The following is a 25,681-nucleotide window of genomic DNA, read 5'->3' as shown; positions in this document are numbered from 1 at the left end:
TTATGGTGCTACTCGCCGCTAAACGTTAGCGGAGAGCAGCAGACAAGCGCTTTAGGCGTTAGCCTTACGCTCCTTGGCTTCAGCAATAACCTGCTCGGCAACGTTATTCGGGCATGGCAGATAATGCGCGAATTCCATTGAGAACTGGCCACGACCCGAAGTCATTGTACGCAGATGCCCGATATAGCCAAACATCTCGCTCAGTGGTACTTCAGCCTTGATCCGCACGCCTGTAGCACCTGGCTCCTGAGCCTTGATCATGCCGCGACGTCTGTTCAGGTCACCGATAACATCACCTACGTGATCTTCCGGAGTGAAGACATCAACCTTCATGATTGGCTCAAGCAACTGAGGGCCAGCCTTTGGCATGGTCTGACGGAAAGCCGCCTTGGCAGCAATCTCGAAAGCCAGTGCCGAGGAGTCGACTGCGTGGTACGCACCGTCCATCAGGATAACCTTCACGTCGAGAACAGGGTAACCGGCCAGAGGACCTTCACCCATCATCATCTTGAAGCCCTTCTCGACTGCAGGAATGAATTCCTTCGGAACGTTACCACCAACAACCTTGGACTCAAACACGTAGCCAGAGTTCTGCTCGCCCGGCTCGATGATGTAATCGATCTTACCGAACTGACCAGATCCACCAGACTGCTTCTTGTGCGTGTAGCTGTCTTCGGTACGCTTGTTGATCGTCTCACGGTATGCAACCTGTGGCTTACCAACGACCAGTTCAACACCGTAGGTTCGCTTGAGGATGTCGACCTTGATATCCAGGTGAAGCTCACCCATGCCCTTGAGGATGGTTTCGCCGCTGTCTTCGTCAGTCTCGACCTGGAAGGTCGGGTCTTCAGCAACCATCTTGCCAATGGCAATACCCATCTTCTCTGATCCACCCTTGTCTTTCGGTGCAACAGCGATGGAGATAACTGGCTCAGGGAACACCATCGGCTCGAGAGTGGCCGGGTTCTTCGGGTCGCACAGGGTGTGACCGGTCTGAACGTTCTTCATACCAACGATGGCAATGATGTCACCAGCCTGAGCCGACTCGATCTCTTCACGGGTGTTCGCATGCATTTCGACCATGCGGCCAACGCGTTCAGTCTTGCCGGTAAAGGCGTTCATGATCGTGTCGCCCTTCTGGATCTTGCCAGAATAGATACGAACGAAGGTCAGCGCACCGAAACGGTCGTCCATGATCTTGAACGCCAGGGCACGAAGCGGCTTGTCAGCATCAACGATCGCGAACTTGCCTGTTTCTGCACCGGTCTCGTCAACTTCAGGCTGTGGCACAACTTCAGTCGGGCTCGGCAGGAAGTCGATAACGCCGTCCAGCACCAGCTGAATGCCCTTGTTCTTGAACGCAGAACCACAGAAGGTGGGGAAGAAATCGAGCTTGATGGTGCCCTTGCGGATACACAGGCGCAGCTGCTCTTCTGTTGGCTCGGTGCCGTCCAGATAGCTTTCCATCAGATCATCGTCCTGCTCAACGGCAGTCTCGATCAGCTTCTCGCGCCACTTAGCAGCGTCAGCCTTCATGTCTTCCGGAATATCAGTGATTTCAAAGTTTTCCGGCAGACCACTGTCGTCCCAGATGTAAGCTTTCATGTCGATCAGGTTGACGACGCCCTTGAAGTGTTCTTCACGGCCGATAGGCAGCGTGATGACGAGCGGACGCGCGCCAAGTACGTCCTCGACCTGCGCAACAACGCGGAAGAAATCCGCACCGAGACGGTCAAGCTTGTTGACGAAGATAACTCGCGCAACTTCAGATTCGTTGGCATAGCGCCAGTTGGTCTCTGACTGTGGCTCAACACCGCCAGAGCCACAGAACACACCGATACCGCCGTCGAGTACTTTCAGTGAGCGATAAACCTCAACCGTAAAGTCGACGTGTCCCGGTGTGTCGATGATGTTCATCCGGTGACCATCCCAGTAACAGGTGGTGGCAGCAGACTGGATAGTGATACCCCGCTCCTGCTCCTGCTCCATAAAGTCAGTCGTCGCTGCGCCGTCGTGCACCTCGCCCGTCTTGTGAATACGACCAGTGAGCTTGAGAATTCGTTCAGTGGTAGTCGTTTTGCCTGCATCGACGTGTGCAAAGATGCCGATGTTTCTGTACTTGGATAGATCAACCATTAGCGCGCTCTTCTGTATAGTATTTGGACGAGGACGTTTTCGAGGGCCGGTATTGTAAACTAGACTGGGTCAAGTTCCAATGTCTTCAGACTGGCCGGCCGAATTCGTTTCAACAGCTCCGGATCATCGACCAGCGATTCTCCGTAGGAGGGGACGATCTCCCTGAGCCGGTTTTGCCAGGCTTCGGTGGCCATCCGCTTCGGAAAACAGCGTTCGAGAACATCTATAATAGTCTGTGTTGCGATGGACGCGCCAGGCGATGCACCAAGCAAAGCGGCCAAAGAGCCATCTGCCGATGCCACGACTTCGGTTCCGAACTCGAGTTTACCGCCGTTAACCGGGTCTTTCTTGATAATCTGCACGCGCTGACCGGCTTCCGCCAGATGCCAGTCTTCGTCGCGAGCCTCAGGAAAGAAGTTTCGCAGTGTGTCGACCCGTGTCTTCTGCGACTGGAATACTTCGCCGACCAGATAACGGGTAAGATCGAAATTATCCAGGCCGGCATGGACCATTGCCTTGAAATTGTCGCGTTTCATCGAGGAAAAAAGGTCGAATATCGAGCCCTTCTCCTTGGTAAATCGCGTGGTGAACCCTGCAAACGGCCCGAACAGCAGTGCGGATTCGCCGTCGATGATGCGAGTGTCGAGGTGTGGCACAGACATCGGCGGTGCACCGACAGCAGCCTTGCCGTAAACCTTGGCATAATGCTGCTTGACGATTTCCGGTTTCTTGCAGACCAGCCACTGCCCGCTCACCGGGAAGCCGCCATAGCCTTCTGCCTCGGTGATATCAGATTTCTGCAATAGCGGCAGTGCGCCGCCCCCGGCGCCGATGAAGACGAACTTGGCTCGAATCTCACGGGCCATGTTCTTGCGGTGATCATCGACCAGGACCGCCCAGTGATCCTTCCTGCGCGTTATATCCTTGACCGAGTGGCTCAGCAGCAAGGAAAAATTATCGTGTGCCTTGAGGTGCTTGGCCATGCCACGCGTCAGTGAGCCAAAATCGACGTCTGCGCCATAATTGACGCGGGTCGCCGCCACGCGCTGCATGGGATCACGGTTATTCATGACCAGCGGCATCCACTCCCGCAGGGTTCTCGGATCTTCAGAGTACTCCATGTCGGCGAACAGATGATGTGCGCTCATGATTTCATAGCGCTTGCGCAGAAAGGCCACGTCTTTTTCGCCCCAGACGAAGCTGAGATGAGGTGCACGATTGATAAAGCTGCTCGGATCCGGAAGGATGTCCTGCTTCACCATGTAAGACCAGAACTGTTGTGACACTTCGAATGCCGCATTGATGTTGATGGCCTTCTTGATGTCGATCGAGCCATCCCTGCCCTGCGGCGTATAGTTCAGCTCGCAATAGGCGGCATGGCCAGTGCCTGCGTTGTTCCAGCCATCGGTACTTTCATGAGCGACGTGGTCAAGACGCTCCACCATGGTTATTTTCAGACTGGGATCGAGCAATTTCAGCATCATGCCCATCGTGGTGCTCATGACACCAGCTCCAATCAGCAAAACATCAACCGTATTAGACGTCATTCAGTCACTGCCTCCGATAAAACAGTCTTGTGGCTCCGGTCTGGTTGACCAGGCCCACTTTTGATGGCGCGTATCCTAGCACACAAAAAACGCGGAGATGATGTGAACTTTCAATCAGATCGTTCGGCGAAGGTCTTCTCCCAGCCCTCGGCTGAAAATCCGGTACTTGCTGTATTGCGCAGAACCAGCACCGGCCGCTTGATCATGGTCTGGTTGTCGGTCATCAATGCAACCAGGCTGGCCTGCGCGGCAGGATCATCTTGCCGCTCTATGGCTGTTTCGACGACATCACGCGCACGCTGGTCGAGCGTACGCCAGCTGCTACTTCGCCTGTTGACGAAGGCCGCAGCACCTGTCTGGGCGATGAGCGACGCCACTTCTTCGGTGGACAGCGGCTGCTTGCGAACATCACGGAACTCATAGGCCGTTGAACGCTCTTCGAGCCAGCGACGGGCCTTCTTCACGCTATCGCAGTTCGGTATTCCCATGACAACCGGGGCTTGTTCAGGTGCAGTCATTGGCGCCTCCTCTAATATCTGGTCATATGACTATCTTGTCATATAACGATCTGGCTTAATTTGAGGCGCCAAGAGTACCGCGCGCGTCGCTTCGGTGCACCAGGTAAGGCGACCAGGCGCTGTCGGGGGAAGACCGCCACACCTGCTCATGTAGCCAAAGCATGGACTCCCGGTCCTGCAGCAGGGAGGTCACCTCGCTACGGGTCATGGCTTCTGCGCCATGCAGCAGACAGCGCCGACGCAGGGTCGCCAGCACGGTAGCCTTGATTCCGCCACCGTGATGATGACCGAGCAGGCGATGCACGTGGTTGATCTCCGGATCTATGATGGCCTGCACGAAGCGTCCGCCGCGCACAGGGCGAAGTTTCGAAGGCGTGACTTTCGGCAGGATGCGTCTGAGCTCGTCCCGGTCCGCCTCTTCCGGCGTGTGGAAGAAACCATGTCTGTGCACGAAACGTCCTAGCCGCACCCGGCTGCTCAGTACCGAAGTAGGTGCTGCAAGTATCAGTGGCACTGCGACCGGCAGTGACCACCAGAAGAATGCGGTGTCCAGCCAGTAGGCGAACCCGGCCCAGGCGATGGCCAGTATCGAACCGGGCGCCTGATTCACGATGGCATCGCGCCAGCGCAGTTCATCAGAGCGGTTCTGTCCCGCCCAGGAAAGCTTGAGATTGAACAAGCCTTCGAGTACCGAGCGGGTATGGCTGAGCATTCGCACAGGGGCCAGCAACATACTGAGCATGATCTCCCCGAGCAGACTCTTGAAGGCCGACCGCAGCCCACCGAAGCGCCTGATCTCGCCCTGCACCACCGCATCGAGCAGTGCGAGCAATTTCGGTGCAAACAGCAGGCAGGCTATCAACGCCAGCAGCCACATCGCCTGGTCAGGCTCCCAGCGCGGCCACAGGGGATAAGGACTATAGGCCTCGGGAAAATAGTCGATCGGCAGGAGGTAGAGCCTTGCTGCTGCCACGGTCGTCAGCACAAGGAAGATGAACCAGATCGGCGATGTCACATACGACATAATCCCGTTGAGAAAAGCCAGTCTGTGCGCCAGTTTGAGGCGACGCGCACCGAGCATGATCCAGATATGTTGCAGGTTACCTTTTGCCCAGCGCTTGTCCCTGGTGAGCTCGTCGACCAGCGAAGGCGGCGATTCCTCGTAGGAGTGCGTCAGCTCCGGTTCCAGCCACACTTCATAGCCGGCACGCCCCATATAGGCCGCTTCGACAAAGTCGTGACTGGTAATCGGGCCTTTGAACAAGCCAAAGCCGCGCAGCTTCTTGAGCCCGCAGTGTTTCATGAACGCATCGACGCGGATAATGGCGTTGTGTCCCCAGAATACGGCCTCGCCCAGCTGCAAGCCCGCCAACCCACTCGTGAAGATCGGTCCGTACAGCCGATTGGCGAACTGCTGCGCCTTGGCGAAGACACTTTGTGCATTGATCAGCGACGGTGCAGTCTGAAGAATCCCCACCTTCGGGTTCAGCTGCATCAGCTGAACCATGGTCGTAAGTGTGTCGCCCGCCATCAGCGAATCAGCGTCCAGCACGACCGCATAGCGATAGTTCTTGCCCCAGCGGCGGAAGAAATCCGCGACATTACCGCTCTTGTAGTTCTGGTTGAGCGGTCGGCGTCTGTAGAAGAGTTTTCCGCCGGCGTTCAGGGATTGTGTCAGGTCGTACCACGCAGCCTGCTCGGCAAGCCAGACCTCGGGATCGCGGCTGTCCGACAGGATGTAGAAGTCGAAATGTTCCAGTGCGCCGGTCGCTTCGATCGACTTGTACACAGAGGCCAGGCCACCCAGCGAGCGATCGACCGGTTCGTTATAGATCGGCATGAGCACAGCCGTTCTGGCAAATGGCACTTGCTGACGCTGCGCTTCGCTTGAAGCGCCCATCAGTGAGTGCGGGTCACCACCGCGCAGCCGCAGCATGAAACCAAAGATGCCCAGCCAGAAGCCTATCGATATCCAGCAGAACAGGATGGCAAATACAACGATGATGGCGATCTCGAGCCCATCCTCCCCCCGGTAAGGCAGGAGATCCTTGAGCATAGTCGCCGCGAACGCTGTCTGTAACAGCACCAGCGATGTCAAAATCAGCCGTCGCAGGCCGACAACACGTTTCCAGGGGCGCTCGTTCGATGGCTTGTAGACCACACTGGCCTCAGTCATAACCGATACTACCCCTGTTGAGCGGCGGCATCGCCTCGGCTGCCGGTGGCAGTTGATGGCTGAAGCGCCGGTCAAGCTCGTCGATCAATGTGCTCATCATTTCGCTACTGGATTCAGCTTTCAAACAGTCCGAAACAATCGAGAGCACCGCCTGCCGCAGCTCCAGATTGAAATCCACTCGCCGTGACTTGAGATAGGAAATAGCAACGCTGAGCGCATACTCGCTGATTTCGAGCGATACGGGATGGTGACCCCGACGCTCATCACTCGACTGCTCAGCGCCGTTCTGACCAAGGTTGAGCGCTGCAGAGTTCATTTGTTGTCGAGAATGGTGTTATTCCACGGCAGCCGATAGGTCCATGTTTCGGTCAATGCCGCGTTATCATCCTCTCGCTTCAGATAGGCCCTCAGATTGAGCGACTGATTGGCCGCGGGTTTGGCAAGGATCGACAGGCGCCACTGCTTGGTGGTGGGGTTGTACTGAACATAATGCTCGATGAGCTCCGCACCATTGAACGCCGAAACCTGACTGAGGACCTTCGCATCAGACCCCAGTTCGGAGAGCGCCCCGCCTTCAAAATCCACGATGAAACGATAGGCACCCTTGGTATCACCACCACCGATCCTGTTGCCGTCGCCGACAAAGGTATGGCGGGCCTTTCCGGTATCAATATCTTCGATATCGTTGGATCCAACGATAACGTCGTATGCGAAGCTGAACTCGGAGCCAGCCTTGACGAGCTGACCGGGCTTCCAGAAGGCGACGATGTTGTCATTGGTCTCATTGTCGGTCGGGAGTTGAGTCAGCACGATCGAGCCTTTGCCCCAACCTTCGACTGGCCGAACCATCATGCTCGGACGCTTCTCGTAATGAGCTTCCATATCGCGAAACTCATCGAAGTCATCGGCGCGCTGAATCAGGCCGAAAGCACCAATGTTGTCGGTTTTGAAGTAGTCCATCTCGAGTGTCTGCGGATTCAGCAGCGGACGCCAGAGCCATTCGCCGCTCAATCTGTCCTGAATAAGCAGCCCGTCCGAATCATGGACCTCAGGACGCCACTCACCAGTCGGTCGAGTCATGTTTTCACCGTAGAAGTACATGCTCGTGAGCGGCGCGACGCCCAGTAATTCGATGTCCTTGCGAGGAAACAGCACATTCTGCACCTTGATCACCGTGCGCTCACCGGGTGTGATCACGAACTTGTAGGCGCCAGAGATGCTTGGACCGTCCAGCAAAGCGTATACGGTCATGGATTTGGCGTCCGCCGCTGGTGGCTCCATCCAGTACTCGGTGAACGACGGGAATTCCTCGCCTCTCGGCAGTCCGGTATTCACTGCAATGCCTCTGGCGGAGATTCCCCAGGCATTACCGGCAGCAACCGCTCTGAAGTAGCTCGCCCCCGCAAAGACCATGAACTGATCCTGAATATCGGACCTGTTGATGGGATGCGTCAGCTTGAAACCGGCATAGCCGAGGTCGTGCGGCACTTTTTTCTCGAGCTCTGGATCACTGAAACTGAACCATTCTCGCTGGAAAGACAGCGGCTTCTGCTGCCCGTTTTCAACAATGTTGATCTTGACACTGTGCTGGTAGAACAGCCCTGGCGGAATGAACATCATCTGGAACGGCAGATTGCGGTCTTTCCACAAGCTCTTGTCAGGATTGAAGCGGATGTTCTGATAATCCTGATAAGCGAGATCCTGCATGAAAGCTGGAATTTCAGCAGGGGCCTTGTAGGCCGAATCAGCAGCTTTCTCTGCCTTTTCGATGACCTTGGCAAATAGCGGGTCGGTGGCGTAGGCAGCTCGTCCTTCTGTACGGCCACTGGTATCTGACGCAGCGGGCAGGCGCGGCGCTGCCGCCTCAGACGGCCTGGAAGCCTGCTCGCCGGGCACGGCCGCCTGATCAGCTGCACGCACGCCCGGCAAATGATGTATGGAGGTATACACGACCAGCCCGAAGGCGGCCGAACTCATGAGGGGCAGTACCACTTTTTTCAACAAACCCTGGTGCATCTCGAGTCCTTGTAGGATGGCTTGATCTTATTCCGTCTAAACCTGCTTTCGGCTCAGCTGACTGTCTTACGTTGCCCCCACTCCCGCAGATCGCAGCGACTCACAGTATATATGCGACAACCATGCCAGCACATCATGCTTCGAGGCTTGGTCCGGCAATGCCGAGCGGGCTATGGTCACAGGGCACCGTCCGCGCTTACACTGTGGGCACGCAGACAAGCCGTGGGCGGAAGAAGACCCCCAACTGGCGGAAAAGCACCCGACAGGAGAAAATACGAACGATGCAAGGCGATCCCAAACTGATCCAGAGCCTCAATGGCATACTGACCTATGAGCTTACCTCCATAAATCAGTACTTCCTTCATGCCAGGATGTTCCGTCACCTCGGCCTGGAGGCGCTGAACGGCAAAAGTTATAGCAAGTCGATCGAGGACATGAAACAGGCTGATCGGCTGATCGAGCGCATCCTCTTTCTTCAGGGTCTGCCAAACCTTCAGAAGCTAGGCAAGCTCAGCATCGGTGAACATCCCGAGGAGATGCTGCGTGCCGATCTCGGCTTTGCCGTAGCCCAGCTGCCGCTTTTGCGGGATGGCATCAGCCTCTGCGAAGTCCAGCGCGACTTTGTGAGCCGTGACCTGCTCGAGGGCATTCTGCACTACGAGGAGGAGCACATCGAATGGATCGAGACTCAGCTTTCGCTGATCGGCAGCATTGGCGTCCAACGCTATCTCCAATCACAGATTTCGTCGGACTGAGTCGAGGAACCCCCGAACATGAAAGGCAATGCAAAGATCATATCTGCACTCAACAGACTACTGGCCAACGAACTCAGTGCCATCGATCAGTATTTCATTCACGCCGAGCTTTACCTGGACATGGGGCTGCACAAACTCCATGCGAACAGTTCACACGAATCGGCTCATGAGAAGCTGCATGCTACCCAGCTGATTCAGCGAATTCTGTTCCTCGAAGGACAGCCCGACCTCGTCACGCGTGACAAGCTGCTGGTGGGTAGTACCGTAGAGGAAATGCTGCAGAACGACCTCACTGTTGAATACCGGGTGGCCGACCTGCTCCGAGACACGATGGCGCTGTGTGAAAGCGAGAAGGACTTCGAGACGCGACGGATGCTGGGGGTGCTGCTCGACGACACAGAGATGGATCACGCTTACTTTCTCGAGCGTCAGCTCGGTCTCATCAAGCTGCTCGGCGTGGAAAATTACATGCAATCACAAATGGGCGGGCAAGCTTAACAATAAGGGAATTGACAACAATTCTCATTATCACTAAATTACGTGCATGGCTTGAGGAGATCAGTTATGTACGTTTGCCTTTGCGCAGGTGTGACCGACAGGATGATTGAAGCAGCTGTCATGGACGGCAGCAGACGGATGAAGGACATCGTAGAAACCTTTCAACTGGGCAAGACCTGTGCAAGTTGCGTTGAGGCGGCACAGGAAGTGATGCAGCAGTCCATCAGGAATCTTGATCTCGCCTATGACCTCATGAGTTCAGAGCCGATACAGCTGCCTGCTCAGGCGAATACCATGCAAATGAGCGCCTGAGCGGCGCCCATTTTTCTGCCTTATTCAGAAATGGTTTGAGGCCCTGTGGCCAAGGCAGCCCAGATCAGGCTCAGCCAGGCCACCATCAGACACATTCCGCCAGCCGGCGTTATCTTCAACAGGGGCTTCGAGTCCATGATGAAGGCCGCGTAGATACTCCCTGAAAACATCAGCGTTCCCAATACGAATAGCCCTGCGGACAGACCGAGCCTGAATACAAGCGTCGGGTTCAGCGGCGTGAGCATCGCTAGAGCAAGCGCCAGTAGCGTCACGGCGTGAACCTGATGGTAGCGCACAGCCGTCATGACCGAACGAAAGGCCTCCTCATCTATTCTCACACGAAGACCATGCTCGGCGTAGGCTCCCATTGCAATGGCGGTGCAGCCGAACAAGGCTGCAATGACAAGTGTCAGCATGGGCTTCAGAGATCCAGATCCTTGTCGGTAATGGCGCCTTCTGAAGCCGACGATACCGTATTGGCAAATTTAGCCAGCACACCACGCGTGTACTTCGGCTTCGGCTTCCGCCACGCCAGTTTGCGGGATTGCATCTCGGCCTCACTCACGTCTACATCGAGCGAGTGCGCTTCGGCATCGATTGTGATGATGTCGCCGTTCTGTACAAGGGCAATGGGTCCGCCAACATAAGCTTCTGGCGAGATATGGCCAACCACGAAACCATGAGTGCCACCTGAGAAGCGGCCATCGGTAATCAGGGCCACGTCGTTGCCAAGCCCCTGCCCCATGATGGCACCAGTATGACTGAGCATCTCCTGCATACCAGGACCGCCTTTAGGACCTTCATAGCGTATGACGATGACCTCGCCCTTCTTCACCTTGCCGTCGAGGATGCCTTTCAGCGCCTTCTCGCCAGAATCGAACACCCTTGCCTTGCCCGAGAAGCGCAGGCCTTCCTTGCCGGAAATCTTCGCAACCGCACCTTCAGGGGCAAGTGAGCCATCGAGCATGACGAGGTGGCTATCTTTCTTGATCGGTTTTTCCAGGCTGTATACGATCTTCTGACCCTTCGGGTAGTCCTTGACGTTCTTGAGGTTCTCCGCAAGTGTCTTGCCGGTTACCGTAAGACAATCACCGTGCAGCAGGCCCGCCTTGAGTAAACGCTTCATCAGTGGCTGGATGCCGCCAATCTCGATGAGGTCCGACATCATGTAAGCGCCGCTTGGCCTGAGATCAGCCACTACAGGCACCTTCTTGCCGATTCTGCTGAAATCCTTCAGGGTCAGTTTGACGCCAATCGAGTGTGCCATGGCGAGGAGGTGCAAGACGACGTTGGTGGAGCCACCAAGCGCTATCGTCACCGTGATTGCGTTTTCGAAGGCTTTCTTGGTCATGATGTCTTTTGGCGTGATCTGCTTCTTGATCAACTGCACAACCGCTTCGCCAGCCTTGCGACAGTCTTCGGTCTTCTCGGAGGAGATAGCCGCCTGGGCAGAGCTGTTCGGCAGACTCATGCCCATGGCTTCGATGGCTGAGGCCATGGAGTTCGCGGTATACATGCCGCCACACGAGCCAGGTCCCGGAATCGCTTTGGACTCGATCTCATGCAGCTCTTGTGCATCGATGCGGTTTGAGCTGAACGCGCCGACCGCTTCGAACACTGACACGACATCGATGTTCTTGCCGTTGTGGACGCCAGGCATGATAGTGCCGCCGTAGACGAATACGGAGGGTCTGTTGAGCCGTGCCATGGCCATGAGGCAGCCCGGCATGTTCTTGTCGCAGCCACCAATGGTCACGAGGCCGTCGTAGCCCTGGCAGGCAATGACGGTTTCGATCGAGTCGGCAATAACTTCGCGCGATACAAGGCTATATTTCATGCCTTCAGTGCCCATCGAGATACCATCGGAAATCGTGATGGTATTGAAGATGACGCTCTTGCCGCCGGCCTGATCAGCACCCTCGCCCGCGTACTCGGCGAGCTTGTTGATATGCATGTTACAGGGCGTCACCATGCTCCAGGTCGATGCAATGCCCACGACTGGCTTGCTGAAGTCTTCATCGCTGAAGCCAACCGGTCGCAGCATGGCGCGACTGGCGGCACGCGAAACGCCATCGACTATCGATGATGAGTGGCGGCGATTTTCTGTGGAGGGTTTGTCCTGGCTGCGGGTCTTACTGGTCATGGCGCTCGTCTTCTGATTTGAACAGCCCGCTAGCTTAGAACCCAGACCGCATCGAAGCAAGCTTCAGGCAGCCTGAACATGCGCCATTTCAGGCGGGGGTCGGCAAACTCTCACTGATCGCACGCAGAACTGCGCCAGGATCGCGCGCCTGCGTAATTGGCCGGCCGATGACAAGGTAGTCGCTGCCTGCCGCACGTGCCTGTTCAGGGCTTGCCGTACGCTTCTGGTCATCAGGCGCAGATGAGACCTGGCCTGGCACAGCTGTCGGGCGGATCCCTGGCGTGACGGTGATACAGCGCTGACCAAAAGCCGCTTTAAGCTGCGGCACCTCATGTACCGAACAGACCACGCCATCCATGTCTGCCGCCATTGCCAGCCCGGCCAGATGCGTGGTGACTTCCCCAATCGAACGCCCATAGCCGAGCTCGGCAAAGGCATCTTCACTGAAACTGGTCAACACAGTGACGGCAATCAGCAGCGGCGGATGCTCGAACTCGGCAAGGGCCTGACGGCTGGCGCGCATCATTTCACTACCACCGGATGCATGCACATTCACCATCCAGACGCCCAGACGAGCCGCCTCACGAACTGCAGCCGCACAGGTATTGGGGATATCATGGAACTTCAAATCCAGGAAGATGTCGAAGCCACGCTGACGCAACTGTCCAATCAGCGCAGGTCCGCACGCAGTGAATAGTTCCTTGCCAATCTTCAGACGGCATAACGTGGGGTCAAGCTGTCTGGCAAGACTGGTGACAAGATCTTCGTGCGGCGTGTCGAGAGCGACAATGATCCTGGGTTCGTTACTGCTACGGGCAAGACTCATCTCGCGGGATTCCTTTTAACGGTGTTAAGCCTGGCTGGACTCAGGTCCAGAGCAAGGGTTTGACTGCCGCCCACTGGCGACAGCTTGGGCACTGCCAGTGCAGGGTATGGCCGGCGAAGCCACAGTTTTCGCAGCGGTAAGTAGGCTCTTGATGAATGATGTTCTCCATCACACCTTTGACCACCCTTATCCAGCGCTTCGGCTCTGGATCCGCCACTGGAATCAGAAGCTCGATCAGCACCTTGAGACCGGTCAGACTTGGAAATTCATCCAGCTTGCTCTGCAGAAATTCTGTCGCTTCCCGGGTGCTCTCCAGCTGCGCTATGACCTCAGCACTCTTGATGAGCACCTTGGAGCTTGGCTGCCGCTCCCACACATAGTCGAGTATCCGGCGGAATTTCTCACGCTGATCGAGTTGGATACAGCATTCCTGAGCGAGGTCGAGCGATTCGACAACGTAGCTCGCGTCCTGATGCTCAATTTGCTTGAGCACGTTCAAGGCCGCCTGAAAGTTCCCTGTCTCCACCTCGACCCTGGCCAGTAGCAGGCTGCCACGAACGCAGGCCTTGTCGATGGAAAGGGCCTCCTTGGCGAGATCTCTTGCATTGGTGCGTTTCGACTTGCGTAGTTCCGCTTCGGCAAGTTCGCAACAATAATGCGCAGCACGCTTGTTGATGCGTTTGTTTTTGCGGCTCCCCAGTGTCAGGGCCTTCTCACGGGCGACCACCCAGTCGCGCTCACGCTCGTAAATCTCAAGCAAGCCGAGCAAGCTGCGCTCGTGCCAGTCAGCGTCTTTCAGTAGACCCGTGAGCACCGACTCGGCACGATCGTAAAGACCGGCCGCCATATAATCCTGCGACAGTTCAAAAGTCACCTGCGACGCAAGCTTATCCTGAATGGCCGACTCACCGAGTAACTTCTGATGGATCAGAGTAGACCGCTCAAGATCGCCTTGCTTGCGATAATAATTGGCAATGGCGAGATAGAGCGGAGCGCTCCGTTCATTGATTTCCAGCTGTTCTACAAAGGAGTCGACCGTTGGCGAATCAAAGGCTTCGAACAGATAGCTCAAGGCCAGAGGATGCTCACCGCTACTATCGATGCTGCCTGAGGACTCTTCACTGAACGCAAGTCGTTGATGGTGACCAATGACCCAACCGAGACCGACGGCTACCGCAATGAGTAACCAGAGCGCAAACATATCCATAAGCTTACTGCTCCGGAGACGGGCGCTGCCTCAGGCTGGCTGTGCCGATGTCGGCTGCTCCATACGAGCCAGCGCCTGCTGACGCTCTTCCGCGAGACGACGCGCTTCTGCCTCGGAGGTCTTGTGTCGCTTGACGTCGGACCAGTGTGCCATCTTCTCTCTGAACAGGCTGAGCGACATCACAATCATGCCGATGATGACCCCGCAGAAGAGCGACGCAAACATGATGACCGAGACATTGATAGGAGGTGTCTTGTAAACGATGAGGTCAAGCGCGACCGAATCAGTGTTCGCAAGAAATAGCATGACGCCAATGACGATAGCGGCAATGACGAGCAGGATTATTATTAGACGTTTCAGAATCAGCACTGAAGGCACTCCCTAGGACCATCGAGATTTACGCATGATGGTATCATAAGGAGTTGCCAGCGGTAATCGATTCGGATCAATAACCTGCCTTCAGACCGGCATTGACCTCGTCCCGGAGCTCTTTACCCGGTTTGAAGTGCGGCACATATTTCGACGGCAGATTCACCGGCTCACCCGTCTTGGGATTCCGGCCGGTACGTGGCGCGCGAAAATGCAGCGAAAAACTGCCAAAGCCACGTATTTCAATTCGCTGCCCCTGCGACAGCGTGTTCGACATCAACTCGATGATGGTCTTGACTGCAAGCTCAACATCCTTCACAGACAGCTGTGGCTGCTTAGAAGCAATAATTTCGACAAGTTCGGATTTGGTCATGGTTGCCCCGCTTTAAAACCATGAAAAAATTGTAGTCAAATACTGAAAAAAACACAAAAAAAACGGGCATATAGCCCGTTCTTTTGACAATTACGGCTGCGCTGTCGCCAGCGCAGCTAATAATCAGCTTTTCTGATCGAGCTGCTGCTGGATCAAATCACCGATTGTAGTAGGCCCTTGAGCTTCGGACTGACGGTCACGAACATCACGGATTGCCTGCTTTTCTTCGTCTACATCCTTCGACTTCACGCTCAGGTTGATGACGCGATTCTTGCGATCAACACTGATGATCTTGGCTTCGATGCTATCGCCTTCGTTCAGGACGTTGCGGGCATCTTCAACCTTGTCACGACTGATCTCGCTAGCCTTGAGGATCGCTTCAACTTCGTCAGTCAGCGCAACAGTAGCACCCTTGGCATCGACAGCAATGATCTTGCCGTTGACGATGGTGCCCTTGTCGTTCAGCTGAACGAACTCGGAGAATGGATCGCTTTCAAGCTGCTTGATGCCGAGTGAAATACGCTCACGCTCTGGATCAACTGACAGGATAACCGTTTCCAGCTCATCGCCCTTCTTGTAGTTACGAACGGCTTCTTCGCCAGTTTCGTTCCAGGAGATGTCTGAGAGGTGAACCAGACCATCAATACCACCGTCGAGACCAATAAAGATGCCGAAGTCAGTGATCGACTTGATCTTGCCGCTGATCTTGTCGCCCTTGTTGAACTGACCAGAGAACTCTTCCCATGGATTCGGATGGCACTGCTTGATACCCAGGGAGATACGACGACGCTCTTCATCGATGTCGAGTACCATGACCTGAACTTCATCACCAAGCTGTACAACCTTGGATGGGTGAATGTTCTTGTTGGTCCAATCCATTTCTGAGACGTGGACCAGGCCTTCAACGCCTTCTTCAAGTTCAGCGAAGCAGCCGTAGTCAGTCAGATTGGTGACCTTGGCTGTAACCTTGGTACCTTCTGGATAACGGCTCTTGATGTCGACCCATGGATCTTCACCCAGCTGCTTGAGGCCAAGTGATACGCGGTTACGCTCACGATCGAACTTCAGCACCTTCACATTGATTTCGTCGCCAACATTGACGATCTCGGAAGGATGCTTGATTCGGCGCCATGCCATGTCGGTGATGTGCAGCAGGCCGTCTACGCCGCCCAGGTCAACGAATGCACCGTAGTCAGTGAGGTTCTTGACGATACCTTTGACTTCCATGCCTTCCTGAAGCTGCTGGAGCAGCGCTTCACGCTCGGCGGAATTCTCGGCTTCAAGTACGGCACGACGTGAAACGACAACGTTGTTGCGCTTCTGGTCGAGCTTGATGACCTTGAATTCAAGTTCCTTGTTCTCGAGGTGCGCGGTGTCACGGATAGGACGCACATCAACCAGTGAACCGGGCAGGAACGCACGAATGCTGTTCACTTCAACGGTAAAGCCACCTTTGACCTTGCCGTTGATGATGCCCTTGACGACAGCCTGATCTTCGAAGGCCTTATCCAGTTCGGTCCAGGCTTCGGCGCGCTTCGCTTTCTCACGGGAAAGTCTGGTCTCACCGAAACCGTCTTCAACGGCATCCAGTGCGACGTCGACCTGGTCGCCGATCGCAATTGTCAGTTCGCCGTTGTCGTTGTAGAACTGCTCAACGGGAATGATGCCTTCTGATTTCAGGCCGGCGTGTACGGTGACCCAGTCGGAGTCGATATCCACCACGGTTCCCTTGACGATGGAACCTGGTTTCATATCAATTTCTTTTAAACTTTCCTCAAAAAGTTCTGCGAAGCTTTCGCTCATTCTAATACCTGTAAGGTTGTGCGCCCTGCCAGCCGACGCGTCAGTTCAATGTATCGGCTGCTGCAATGCTGGCGCGCAGCGACCGACTATGGGTTCTGGTTTAAAGTCTTTTCAACGATTTCAGCAACGTAATCAAGGACTTGAAGAGCGGGAAGTTCACTGGTGTCGATGACAAGAGCGTCTTTGGCCGGCAGCAATGGTGCTTCCGCCCGTTGGGTGTCCCGCTCATCACGCTTCTGGATCTCGCGTAAAAGGTGCGGCAGTCTAACAATTTCTCCCTGTTGCTTCAACTGCTGGTAGCGTCTCTGCGCCCTCACCTCGGCTGAGGCTGTCACGTAGAACTTGAACCGGGCGTCTGGAAATACCACCGTACCCATGTCACGACCATCAGCGACCAGGCCAGGGGCCTCCTGAAAGGCGCGCTGTCTTTGCAGCAGCGCCAATCGAACTTCCGGGTACACCGCAATCGTAGAAGCCATCGCACCACATTGTTCGGTGCGAATCTCGGCCGTAATATCCTGCTGCCCAAGAATCACCCGCAGCGGCTGGCCAGCTTCCCCAGCTTCGAAAGACACATCGAGCGTGTGGGCGATTTTGGCTACCGCTTCCGCCTGACTCAGATTTACACCCTGCTTGCTCGCCGACAGCGCGGTAATGCGATACAGCGCACCTGAATCCAGAACCCGCCAGTTGAGCCGGCGAGCCAGACTCACTGCCAGCGTACCCTTGCCCGAACCCGATGGACCATCGATGGTGACCACAGGCGCGGTGGGGTTGCCGGTGGACAGCGTCTTTGATCGCTCGCTGTTGGCTTGCTGGTCAGGCGCATGGATCATGATTTGGCGTCCCTGATTTTGATTTGCATACCAATGCTGGCCGCAAGGCCGGAAAAGTCCGGAAACGAAGTGGCAACATTGGCACAGCGGCGAATGGTGATCGGCTCAGCCGAGCGAATGGCCGCCACACTGAAGGCCATGGCGATACGATGATCGCCATGGCTATCGACGGTGCCGCCATTGAATACGGGGTTCGAGCTTGTGCCGCGACCCTCGATTTCAATGCCGTCATGCGTGACCCGAGTGGGGAAGCCGAGCTCGAGCAAGCCGTCAGCCATGACCTGTATGCGATCGCTCTCCTTCACCCGCAACTCTTCCGCACCAGTAAGGACGGTCTTGCCCTCTGCGCAGCCAGCGGCGATAAACAGTACAGGGAACTCGTCGATAGCCAGAGGCACGAGCGCTGGCGGGATATCTATCCCCTTCAGCCTTGCGCTTCGTACACGAATATCAGCGACTGGCTCGCCACCGACAGTCGTTTCATTGGATATTTCCAGATCAGCACCCATCAGCCTGAGAATCTCGATGATGCCAGTGCGGGTCGGGTTTATCCCGACATGCTTCAGAACAAGGTCTGCCTGCGGCGCAATAGACGCGGCCACCATGAAGAACGCGGCAGAGGAGATATCCGCAGGCACATCTATGTGGCAGGCCTTGAGCTGCTGACCGCCACGAAGACGGCAGACAGCCCCTTCAGTCTCCACCTCACAGCCGAAACCGCGCAGCATGCGCTCGGTATGGTCCCGCGTGGGCGCGGGCTCATGCACCGATGTCACGCCCTCGGCATACAGACCTGCCAGCAGGACGGCCGACTTCACCTGTGCACTGGCAACTGGCAGGTCGTAATGAATCGATTTCAGCTCACGCTTTCCACTGATTTTCAGTGGCGGACGCCCATCGTTATCGCTTTCCACCAGCGCATTCATCTGCGCCAGGGGATCCATGACACGCTTCATTGGTCGCTTCGACAGTGATTCATCGCCAGTCAGTACACTATCGAACTGCTGAGCCGCCAACAGGCCAGACAGCAGACGCATAGAGGTGCCGGAGTTGCCCAGGTACAGGGGACCTGGGGCCGCCTTGAGACCATGCAGCCCTACACCATGCACTTTGACCGCGCCGGCCTCTGGCCCTTCGATTACCACGCCCATGTCGCGGAACGCCTGGATGGTCGCAAGGGCATCTTCGCCTTCGAGGAATCCTTCTACGCTGGTGACACCTTCAGCCAGCGCACCTAGCATGATGGAGCGATGCGATATGGACTTGTCACCAGGGACACGGATAGACCCACCAAGCTGCGTTGCCGGTCCTGCAATGAATTCGATTTCTGTATTTGTCATTTTCTGCCTGTAAGGTTTATTGGCCAGCATGGTGCCGAAATGGTCTCGGGCAGCCTTGGCTCGCGTGAATACGCCGAGCAGTCGCTCACTGTCGCCGGATTCGATCGCAGCCTTCAGGCGCCCCAGATCCTTGCTGAACAGTTCAAGACTTTCCAGTACCGCTGTCTTGTTTTCGAGAAAAATGTCATGCCACATCACCGGATCGCTGCCAGCTATCCGGGTGAAGTCGCGGAAGCCACCGGCGGCATAGCGGAAAATTTCGAGACTATCGTCCTGGACCGCCAGCGTGTCGACCAGTGAGAATGCTATGAGATGCGGCAGATGGCTCGTGCTGGCGAGCACGCGATCATGGTGATCTACAGACATCTCCAGCACCTCCGCCCCGAGCAGCGTCCACAAGCGCGCAATCTGGGCCACCGCTTCGGGATCGGTAGTGTCCACCGGCGTCAGAATAACCTTATGATCAACGAAAAGGTCCGCCCGACCAGCGAAAACTCCGCTCTTTTCAGAACCTGCAATCGGATGCCCCAGCACCATGCCTGGTGGTAGCTCGCCGAGTATCGATTCGAAACAGGCGTGTACGGAACCCTTCACGCTGCCGACATCGCTGACGATCTTGCCGGAGAACGGCTGTTTACCAAGTGCCGTGCAGTCGCGCAATACGACGCCCATGGCTTTAACAGGCACAGCCAGGATAATGATGTCCGCCTGCTGCACCAGCTCGACTACGGAGTCGGTGCAGCGCTCAACCAGGCCAAGCTGTACAGACTGATCCCGCGCATACGGATCAGCATCAAATCCGATGATACTGTTGAAGCGTGATGCACCTCGAAACCCACCCGCACCCAGACAGATCGAGCCGCCTATCAGTCCGAGGCCCACGACCCCTAGCGTTCGATTGCGCCAGTCCTGCGGCGTTGTACCAAGCACTCTTCAGGCCTGCCGCTTCAGGATGTCGCCAAGGGCCTCGAGAAACCGGGTGTTCTCAGATTCAAGGCCAACGCTCACGCGAAGATATTCCGGCATGTCATAGCCGGCGAGCGGCCTTACGATAACGCCCTCGCGAAGCAGTGCATCATAGATTTCTCCGGCGCGCGGGCCTGCCTGAAAGGCCACGAAGTTGGCCTGCGTCGGCAGGCATGGCAGATCCAGCGCCTTCAGACCTGCCAGCAATTGTTGAAGACCAACTGCATTGAGCTCAACCACATCCTTGACGTAGTTCGGCTCATCGAGCACTGCCAGTGCGGCAGCAAGCGCCACACTGTTGATATTGAAGGGCTGTCGAACACGGTTGAGAATTTCGGCGATCTGCGGGCTGGAGACCGAATAACCCAGTCGCAGCCCGGCCATGCCATAGGCCTTTGAAAAGGTCCGGGTTACCACTAGATTGGGGAACTGTTTCAGCAGCTCGATACCCGACTTGTGGCCAGCAAATTCGAAATAGGCCTCATCCAGTACCACCACACAGTGCAGCGGCGCCATTTCCATGAAATGAAGAAAGTCATCATCGCTGAAACTGGTACCGGTCGGGTTATTTGGGTTGGCGAGATAGACCAGACGAGTATGTGGCGTAATAGCTTCCTGGATGGCGATAAGATCATGCGCATGGTCCAGCGCTGGCACAACCACAGCTGTGGCGCCCACGGTTGCTGCCGCAATTGGATAGACGGCGAAGGCGTACTGTGAAAACAGCACCTCTCGACCAGGTCCGGCGAAAGCCTGGGCCAGAATCAGGAGTACATCGTTGGAACCGTTGCCCAGGGTAATCATGTCAGGCGTCACGCCAAGCTTGTCGGCAAGTTTACGCTTGAGGTCGAAGCCACTGCCGTCCGGATAGCGCATGATGTCTCGCAACGCAGTTGCAGCACGTTCCCAAACCGCATCTGACAGCCGTAAGGGCGCTTCATTACTGGCAAGCTTTATGATCTTGTCGAGGCCCAACTCACGCCGCAGCGCTTCTTCCGGCTTACCGGGCACGTACGGCTGCAGCTGCTGGATGGCTTCATTGACCAGTTCGTTCGGATCGAATTGCATACTGCTTCCTGTATTGTCAGAGCACGCCGTTTGGATAGCTGCCTATGAATTTGAAGGTGCTGGTCAGTTTCTTCAGTGCGTCACACAGCCGCTTGACCCTGTCTTCGCTGAAGTGGCCAGGAAAATCGATAACAAAGAATTGTTCACCAGCAGCCTCGCCAGGCTCCTGTATCTGGCCGGCGCCCTGCTTGGCTTCGAGCCGGAGGATAGAGATACCCATGGCATCAAAGGGCGCCAGCAGATGGTACAGCCCGCCAGGACGATCTGCGATGCCTGTGATGACACTGCTGCGATCATCGCCGCTCGCCGGCACAGCGCCTCGACCGATGACTATGAAACGCTGGGATTTTCCTGCGTTTCTAGTCTTCCCCACCTCAGCCTGTCGTTCAGGCTCATCGGCCCTGGTGGTAAGAATCTTCACCTCGCCGCAGATCTGCACGTTGTACTGAAGAAACAGACTGACGTAATTTTCAGTGATCGCTTCAGCGCTGGCTGTCAGCGACAGATCGAGGCCGGCAAGCAGGCTGCCAAAAGGCAGCACCGCGTAATCGATGCGACCGGATTCCACATCGGCAAACAGTGACGCTGCGTCTGCGCGCTGTCCCGGTACTATCGACTGACCGAAGTGCTTCAAGGCCGCAAGATGAGCGAGGCTACCAGGGTAGCCCAAGGCCTCCACTCGCAGGGGTTTCTCCAGCGCCAGACAGGCCGACATGATTTCCCTGAACAACCGTGCGACATCTGCGTCGGGCAAGGGTCCAGAATTCTGCTTCATGATGTTACGCAGGACCTGAGCCTCGCGCTCAGGCCGATAGAAGCTTACCGGACCCGGCGCCTGCTCATCGAGCGTACTTGATTTCACTGCAGCAACCTGGGCCGCAAGCGCGGCACGCTGGTTTATAAGCGCTAGCAGTTGAAGATCGACGGCGTCGATCTGCTGACGCAGGCTGTCCAGCCCAGGCAAGGACACGGCCATTAGCTCTCTGCAAACTTGGTGAGAACGTCTATAAGGGCATCCACGCCAGCTTCCGGCATAGCGTTGTACAAACTTGCCCTCATGCCACCGACCGAGCGATGCCCTTTGAGATTGAGCAGGCCATGCGCTTCAGCAAACTTGAGAAAGGCGCCATTGCGTGACTCGTCTTTCAATACAAACGGCACGTTCATCCATGAGCGCGCTTCTGTATGAATCGGGTTGTGGTAGAAGTCGCTCGCGTCGAGATAGCTGTAGAGCCTTGCCGACTTGCGGCTATTCACTTCGCCCATGGCCGTCAGACCGCCTGCCTCTATCAGCCAGTCGAAGATGAGACCAGCCAGGTACCAGCCGAAGGTCGGTGGTGTATTGAGCATCGAGTCATTTTCGTCAAACAGACGGAAGTTCATCGTAGGCGGTAGAGCCGGATGTTGCGACGACGCCAGAAGGTCGCGTCTGACAATAACGAGCGTCAGACCAGCCGGCCCGATATTCTTCTGAGCGCCAGCATAAATCAGCGCGAACTTCGAGACGTCAATCGGGCGAGACAGAATGGTGGACGACATATCAGCAACGAGCGGGATGTCACCCACGTCGGGGATGTGCGGAAATTCGACGCCACCGATGGTCTCGTTCGGCGTGTAATGGACATAGGCCAGCTTGTCATCGAGCGACCAGGATGCGGGTAGACGCGTATAGTTCGAGTCTTTCGAGCTCGCAACACACCGAGCGTCGACATAACGTCCAGCCTCCTCGAGTGCTTTTCGCGACCAGATACCTGTATCGACGTAGCCAGCCTGCTTGCCTTCACAGAGCCCGAAGAAATTCATGGGCACGCCGGAGAACTGCTGGGTGGCTCCGCCCTGCATGAACAGCACCGCGTAGTCGTCCGGAATAGACATAAGCTGACGCAGGCTCTGTTCGGCCTTCTTGGCAACAGCCGTAAACTCGGGACTCCGGTGACTGATCTCCATGATGGAGACACCCATCTTGTGCCAGTCGAGCAGTTCCGCCTGCGCCTTGTTCAATACTGCGGTTGGCAGCGTAGCAGGGCCGCTGCAGAAATTATAAGTCTGACTACGCATCGTCCTGAGCTCCTTCGTCACTCGCATCTTCGTCACCGGCTTCATCACCGGTCGAAGCATCCTCAACATCCAATCCTTCAGACGCTGCAGCAGCGTGTTCAGTTGCTGCCTCGACATCGGCATCGCCAGCATCGATGACGTCCGCCTCGATGGCCTCGGACAGCGCTTCCTCGATCTCGGCGATCGCTTCGATTTCCTTGAGTTGCTCGCCCGCCGTCAGGCGAATGAGGGTGACGCCCTGGGTGTTACGACTGACTACAGAGACGCCACTGGCTGGCGTGCGCACAAGCGTGCCCTGATCGGTAATGAGCATCAGCTGCGCATTCTCATCAACCTGTATCGCACCGATCAGATTACCGTTGCGTTCGGAGCACTGCATGCCGATGACGCCCTGCCCGCCACGACCGTAAACCGGAAATTCCGCCACCGGGGTACGCTTACCGTAACCATTCTGGCTGGCGGTGAGCACGAAGTGGTCGTCCTGTGGAATGATGAGACCGACGACAACCGCATCATTCAGCAGTCTGATACCCCTCACGCCACGCGCAGTCCGACCCATCGGCCGCACATCGCTCTCCTTGAAACGGATGACCTTTCCGGAACTGCTGAACAGCATGACGTCCTGCTCACCATCCGTGATGGCGGCGCCGATAAGCGTATCACCCTCATCCAACGCCAATGCAATCAATCCGTTAGAGCGGGGTCTTGAGAAGTTTTCGAGACTGGTCTTTTTGATAGTGCCCTGCTTTGTCGCCAGCACCACGTAATGATCAGCAGTGTATTCGCGAACCGGCAGCATGGTGGTGACGCGCTCATCCTGTCCCAGCGGTAGCAGGTTCACGATAGGTCGACCTTTGGCAGTACGACTGGCCTGCGGAATTTCATAGGTCTTGAGCCAGAACAGCTTACCCATGTTGGTGAAGCAGAGAATGGTGCTGTGCGAATGCGCAACCAGCAGCTTCTCGATGAAGTCTTCATCCTTCATGGACGTGGCCGCCTTGCCTCGACCGCCACGACGCTGAGCCTCGTATGCTGCGAGCGGCTGAGTCTTGGCATAGCCGCTGTGCGACAGCGTGACCACCATATTCTCTTCGGGAATCAGGTCTTCGATGTTGATATCAGCGCTACTTGCGGTGATTTCGGTACGACGCTCGTCGCCGTACTCATCACGAACCGCCTCCAGCTCCTCACGAATCACCTCCATGAGGCGCTCAGGATTGTGCAGCACTTCCAGCAGCTCACCGATCAGGTTGATCAACTCCTGGTACTCGTCGAAGATCTTGCCAGTTTCCAGGCCTGTCAGCTTCTGCAGGCGCAGATCAAGAATCGACTGTGCCTGGACTTCGGAGAGGTAGTACTTGCCCTCCACAAAACCAAGGTGATCTGGCAGTGTCTCTGGACGACAGGCATCTGAACCTGCACGCTCGAGCATCGCGGAGACAGTACCCGGCTCCCAGCCGCGCTCGACCAGCTTCTGCTTGGCCTCGGCGCCGCTTGGCGAAGCCTTGATCAAGGCAATGACTTCATCGATGTTTGCCAGCGCTACTGCCTGGCCTTCGAGGATATGGCCGCGCTCACGCGCCTTACGCAGATCATAGATGGTTCGACGGGTAACCACTTCGCGACGGTGCCGTACAAAAACCTCGATACAATCCTTCAGGTTCAACAGTTTCGGCTCGTTATTGACGAGCGCAACCATGTTGATACCGAAGACCACCTGCATCTGCGTCTGAGCATAGAGGTGATTGAGCATCACATCGGTGTTCTCACCGCGTCGCAGCTCGATGATCACCCGCATGCCTTCCTTGTTCGACTCATCACGCAGCGCTGTAATGCCTTCGAGCTTCTTCTCTTTCACGAGCTCGGCGATCTTCTCGACCAAACGTGCCTTGTTGACCTGGTAAGGCAATTCAGTGACGACAATGGTTTCCTTGTCGGTCCGCTCGTCGACTTCGATCTCATGCTTGGAGCGGATATAGATGCGGCCACGACCGGTATGGTAAGCCTCATAGATGCCGCCACGGCCATTGATACTGGCTGCTGTCGGGAAATCGGGACCGGGTATGTGCTCGATCAGCTCATCGATGGTGATCTGATCGTTTTCGATATAGGCGAGACAGCCGGAGATGACTTCACGCAGGTTGTGCGGTGGAATATTGGTGGCCATGCCAACCGCGATACCCGAACTGCCATTCACCAACAGGTTTGGCACGCGCGACGGCAGCACGACTGGAATCTGTTCCGAGCCATCATAGTTGGGCGCGAAGTCGACAGTTTCCTTTTCCAGGTCCGCCAGCAATTCATGGGCAATCTTTGCCATGCGGATCTCGGTGTATCGCATGGCGGCTGCGTTATCACCGTCTACCGAACCGAAGTTACCCTGCCCGTCTACCAGCGTGTAACGCAGCGAAAACGGCTGAGCCATACGAACGATGGTGTCGTACACCGCAGAGTCGCCATGCGGGTGGTATTTACCAATGACGTCACCGACCACACGTGCCGACTTCTTGTATGAGGCGTTCCAGTTATTCTTGAGTTCACTCATCGCGAACAGTACGCGACGATGAACGGGCTTGAGTCCATCCTTGGCATCTGGAAGCGCCCGACCAATGATGACGCTCATTGCGTAATCGAGGTAAGACTGCTTCAGCTCGTCTTCAATATTGACGGGAAGTATTTCTCTGGCGAGTTCAGCCATAGTTGTTATGGAATCCCAAATAGTTAGTACGAATGG

General features: G+C 56.1%; 22 protein-coding genes. 3 read left to right on the top strand and 19 right to left on the bottom strand.

Translation table 11 applies throughout. The features are described from left to right. Positions 1 to 51 precede the first annotated feature (51 nt). From fusA to ACH3PB_RS05875, 6 genes are all read right to left on the bottom strand, one after another. Positions 52 to 2,136 carry an elongation factor G gene (gene fusA, locus ACH3PB_RS05900; protein ID WP_416398527.1) on the bottom strand — a complete coding sequence of 695 codons (2,085 nt, stop codon included), beginning with the start codon at positions 2,134 to 2,136 and terminating at the stop codon, positions 52 to 54. 59 nt (positions 2,137 to 2,195) lie between these two features. Continuing rightward, positions 2,196 to 3,683, bottom strand: a complete 1,488-nt coding sequence (gene mqo / locus ACH3PB_RS05895; protein WP_416398526.1) for a malate dehydrogenase (quinone) — start codon at positions 3,681 to 3,683, stop codon at positions 2,196 to 2,198. 110 nt (positions 3,684 to 3,793) lie between these two features. Continuing rightward, entirely contained in the window at positions 3,794 to 4,201 is a 408-nt protein-coding gene (locus ACH3PB_RS05890; RefSeq protein ID WP_416398525.1) for an ArsC/Spx/MgsR family protein, read from the bottom strand. Positions 4,202 to 4,256: 55 nt separating this feature from the next. Continuing rightward, positions 4,257 to 6,377: a glucans biosynthesis glucosyltransferase MdoH gene (gene mdoH, locus ACH3PB_RS05885; RefSeq protein WP_416398524.1), complete on the bottom strand. Its 2,121-nt coding sequence runs from the start codon at positions 6,375 to 6,377 to the stop codon at positions 4,257 to 4,259. Continuing rightward, the gene (locus ACH3PB_RS05880; protein ID WP_416398523.1) at positions 6,370 to 6,693 is read right to left on the bottom strand and encodes a hypothetical protein; all 324 of its coding nucleotides are present in this window, start codon (positions 6,691 to 6,693) and stop codon (positions 6,370 to 6,372) included. The genes mdoH and ACH3PB_RS05880 overlap by 8 nt, the downstream gene beginning before the upstream one ends. Beyond that, positions 6,690 to 8,393 carry a glucan biosynthesis protein G gene (locus tag ACH3PB_RS05875; RefSeq protein ID WP_416398522.1) on the bottom strand — a complete coding sequence of 568 codons (1,704 nt, stop codon included), beginning with the start codon at positions 8,391 to 8,393 and terminating at the stop codon, positions 6,690 to 6,692. Before ACH3PB_RS05875 ends, ACH3PB_RS05880 begins: the two co-directional genes overlap by 4 nt. A gap of 281 nt (positions 8,394 to 8,674) precedes the next feature. Between ACH3PB_RS05875 and bfr (ACH3PB_RS05870) the strand changes: the two genes are divergently transcribed. The 3 genes from bfr (ACH3PB_RS05870) to ACH3PB_RS05860 all read left to right on the top strand — a co-directional run bounded on the left by bfr (ACH3PB_RS05870) (position 8,675) and on the right by ACH3PB_RS05860 (position 9,958). Next, entirely contained in the window at positions 8,675 to 9,148 is a 474-nt protein-coding gene (bfr, locus tag ACH3PB_RS05870; RefSeq protein WP_416398521.1) for a bacterioferritin, read from the top strand. Between the two features lie 18 nt (positions 9,149 to 9,166). After that, positions 9,167 to 9,646, top strand: coding sequence for a bacterioferritin (bfr, locus tag ACH3PB_RS05865; RefSeq protein WP_416398519.1), 480 nt, complete (start codon positions 9,167 to 9,169; stop codon positions 9,644 to 9,646). 102 nt (positions 9,647 to 9,748) lie between these two features. After that, positions 9,749 to 9,958, top strand: coding sequence for a hypothetical protein (locus ACH3PB_RS05860; protein ID WP_416398517.1), 210 nt, complete (start codon positions 9,749 to 9,751; stop codon positions 9,956 to 9,958). A gap of 20 nt (positions 9,959 to 9,978) precedes the next feature. Here ACH3PB_RS05860 and ACH3PB_RS05855 read toward each other — a convergent pair whose 3' ends face one another. The 13 genes from ACH3PB_RS05855 to gyrA form a co-directional block, all read right to left on the bottom strand. Further along, positions 9,979 to 10,374, bottom strand: coding sequence for a DUF423 domain-containing protein (locus ACH3PB_RS05855; protein WP_416398516.1), 396 nt, complete (start codon positions 10,372 to 10,374; stop codon positions 9,979 to 9,981). A gap of 5 nt (positions 10,375 to 10,379) precedes the next feature. Beyond that, complete coding sequence (ilvD, locus tag ACH3PB_RS05850) at positions 10,380 to 12,101, bottom strand: dihydroxy-acid dehydratase (RefSeq protein ID WP_416398515.1); 1,722 nt, start codon at positions 12,099 to 12,101, stop codon at positions 10,380 to 10,382. Positions 12,102 to 12,189: 88 nt separating this feature from the next. Further along, positions 12,190 to 12,927, bottom strand: a complete 738-nt coding sequence (gene pyrF, locus ACH3PB_RS05845; protein ID WP_416398514.1) for an orotidine-5'-phosphate decarboxylase — start codon at positions 12,925 to 12,927, stop codon at positions 12,190 to 12,192. Positions 12,928 to 12,967: 40 nt separating this feature from the next. Then, positions 12,968 to 14,134: a lipopolysaccharide assembly protein LapB gene (locus ACH3PB_RS05840; protein WP_416398512.1), complete on the bottom strand. Its 1,167-nt coding sequence runs from the start codon at positions 14,132 to 14,134 to the stop codon at positions 12,968 to 12,970. Positions 14,135 to 14,164: 30 nt separating this feature from the next. After that, a complete protein-coding gene (locus ACH3PB_RS05835) occupies positions 14,165 to 14,503 on the bottom strand; it encodes a LapA family protein (RefSeq protein ID WP_416398511.1) in 339 nt (112 codons plus the stop codon). Between the two features lie 76 nt (positions 14,504 to 14,579). Continuing rightward, positions 14,580 to 14,876: an integration host factor subunit beta gene (locus tag ACH3PB_RS05830; protein WP_416398510.1), complete on the bottom strand. Its 297-nt coding sequence runs from the start codon at positions 14,874 to 14,876 to the stop codon at positions 14,580 to 14,582. A 123-nt stretch (positions 14,877 to 14,999) separates the two neighbouring features. Next, complete coding sequence (gene rpsA / locus ACH3PB_RS05825) at positions 15,000 to 16,679, bottom strand: 30S ribosomal protein S1 (RefSeq protein WP_416398508.1); 1,680 nt, start codon at positions 16,677 to 16,679, stop codon at positions 15,000 to 15,002. An 86-nt stretch (positions 16,680 to 16,765) separates the two neighbouring features. Then, complete coding sequence (gene cmk, locus ACH3PB_RS05820) at positions 16,766 to 17,515, bottom strand: (d)CMP kinase (RefSeq protein ID WP_416398506.1); 750 nt, start codon at positions 17,513 to 17,515, stop codon at positions 16,766 to 16,768. Beyond that, positions 17,512 to 19,785, bottom strand: coding sequence for a bifunctional prephenate dehydrogenase/3-phosphoshikimate 1-carboxyvinyltransferase (locus tag ACH3PB_RS05815; protein WP_416398505.1), 2,274 nt, complete (start codon positions 19,783 to 19,785; stop codon positions 17,512 to 17,514). Before ACH3PB_RS05815 ends, cmk begins: the two co-directional genes overlap by 4 nt. Positions 19,786 to 19,788: 3 nt before the next feature. Continuing rightward, positions 19,789 to 20,889, bottom strand: a complete 1,101-nt coding sequence (gene hisC / locus ACH3PB_RS05810; protein ID WP_416398504.1) for a histidinol-phosphate transaminase — start codon at positions 20,887 to 20,889, stop codon at positions 19,789 to 19,791. A 16-nt stretch (positions 20,890 to 20,905) separates the two neighbouring features. After that, positions 20,906 to 21,865, bottom strand: a complete 960-nt coding sequence (gene pheA, locus ACH3PB_RS05805) for a chorismate mutase (protein ID WP_416398503.1) — start codon at positions 21,863 to 21,865, stop codon at positions 20,906 to 20,908. Beyond that, positions 21,865 to 22,947: a 3-phosphoserine/phosphohydroxythreonine transaminase gene (gene serC / locus ACH3PB_RS05800; RefSeq protein WP_416398502.1), complete on the bottom strand. Its 1,083-nt coding sequence runs from the start codon at positions 22,945 to 22,947 to the stop codon at positions 21,865 to 21,867. The genes pheA and serC overlap by 1 nt, the downstream gene beginning before the upstream one ends. After that, on the bottom strand, positions 22,940 to 25,645 hold the full coding sequence (gene gyrA, locus ACH3PB_RS05795; RefSeq protein WP_416398501.1) for a DNA gyrase subunit A: 2,706 nt from the start codon (positions 25,643 to 25,645) through the stop codon (positions 22,940 to 22,942). Before gyrA ends, serC begins: the two co-directional genes overlap by 8 nt. Positions 25,646 to 25,681: the final 36 nt, after the last annotated feature.

The organism is Allohahella sp. A8 (genome assembly GCF_047946665.1).
Classification (GTDB): Bacteria; Pseudomonadota; Gammaproteobacteria; order Pseudomonadales; family Oleiphilaceae; genus Allohahella.
The sequence above is the reverse complement of the archived record's forward strand: the minus strand, read 5'-3'. Positions and strand labels throughout refer to the sequence as shown.

Bases quoted from the DNA above. Each gene is read 5' to 3' on its own strand.
- pheA (WP_416398503.1), bottom strand. From the start codon at position 21,865: ATGGCCGTGTCCTTGCCTGGGCTGGACAGCCTGCGTCAGCAGATCGAC.
- ACH3PB_RS05860 (WP_416398517.1), top strand. From the start codon at position 9,749: ATGATTGAAGCAGCTGTCATGGACGGCAGCAGACGGATGAAGGACATC.
- serC (WP_416398502.1), bottom strand. From the start codon at position 22,947: ATGCGTAGTCAGACTTATAATTTCTGCAGCGGCCCTGCTACGCTGCCA.
- ACH3PB_RS05890 (WP_416398525.1), bottom strand. From the start codon at position 4,201: ATGACTGCACCTGAACAAGCCCCGGTTGTCATGGGAATACCGAACTGC.
- ACH3PB_RS05880 (WP_416398523.1), bottom strand. From the start codon at position 6,693: ATGAACTCTGCAGCGCTCAACCTTGGTCAGAACGGCGCTGAGCAGTCG.
- pyrF (WP_416398514.1), bottom strand. From the start codon at position 12,927: ATGAGTCTTGCCCGTAGCAGTAACGAACCCAGGATCATTGTCGCTCTC.
- rpsA (WP_416398508.1), bottom strand. From the start codon at position 16,679: ATGAGCGAAAGCTTCGCAGAACTTTTTGAGGAAAGTTTAAAAGAAATT.
- bfr (WP_416398519.1), top strand. From the start codon at position 9,167: ATGAAAGGCAATGCAAAGATCATATCTGCACTCAACAGACTACTGGCC.
- mqo (WP_416398526.1), bottom strand. From the start codon at position 3,683: ATGACGTCTAATACGGTTGATGTTTTGCTGATTGGAGCTGGTGTCATG.
- fusA (WP_416398527.1), bottom strand. From the start codon at position 2,136: ATGGTTGATCTATCCAAGTACAGAAACATCGGCATCTTTGCACACGTC.
- cmk (WP_416398506.1), bottom strand. From the start codon at position 17,515: ATGATCCATGCGCCTGACCAGCAAGCCAACAGCGAGCGATCAAAGACG.
- ilvD (WP_416398515.1), bottom strand. From the start codon at position 12,101: ATGACCAGTAAGACCCGCAGCCAGGACAAACCCTCCACAGAAAATCGC.
- gyrA (WP_416398501.1), bottom strand. From the start codon at position 25,645: ATGGCTGAACTCGCCAGAGAAATACTTCCCGTCAATATTGAAGACGAG.
- mdoH (WP_416398524.1), bottom strand. From the start codon at position 6,377: ATGACTGAGGCCAGTGTGGTCTACAAGCCATCGAACGAGCGCCCCTGG.
- ACH3PB_RS05875 (WP_416398522.1), bottom strand. From the start codon at position 8,393: ATGCACCAGGGTTTGTTGAAAAAAGTGGTACTGCCCCTCATGAGTTCG.
- ACH3PB_RS05840 (WP_416398512.1), bottom strand. From the start codon at position 14,134: ATGGATATGTTTGCGCTCTGGTTACTCATTGCGGTAGCCGTCGGTCTC.
- hisC (WP_416398504.1), bottom strand. From the start codon at position 20,889: ATGCAATTCGATCCGAACGAACTGGTCAATGAAGCCATCCAGCAGCTG.
- ACH3PB_RS05830 (WP_416398510.1), bottom strand. From the start codon at position 14,876: ATGACCAAATCCGAACTTGTCGAAATTATTGCTTCTAAGCAGCCACAG.
- bfr (WP_416398521.1), top strand. From the start codon at position 8,675: ATGCAAGGCGATCCCAAACTGATCCAGAGCCTCAATGGCATACTGACC.
- ACH3PB_RS05855 (WP_416398516.1), bottom strand. From the start codon at position 10,374: ATGCTGACACTTGTCATTGCAGCCTTGTTCGGCTGCACCGCCATTGCA.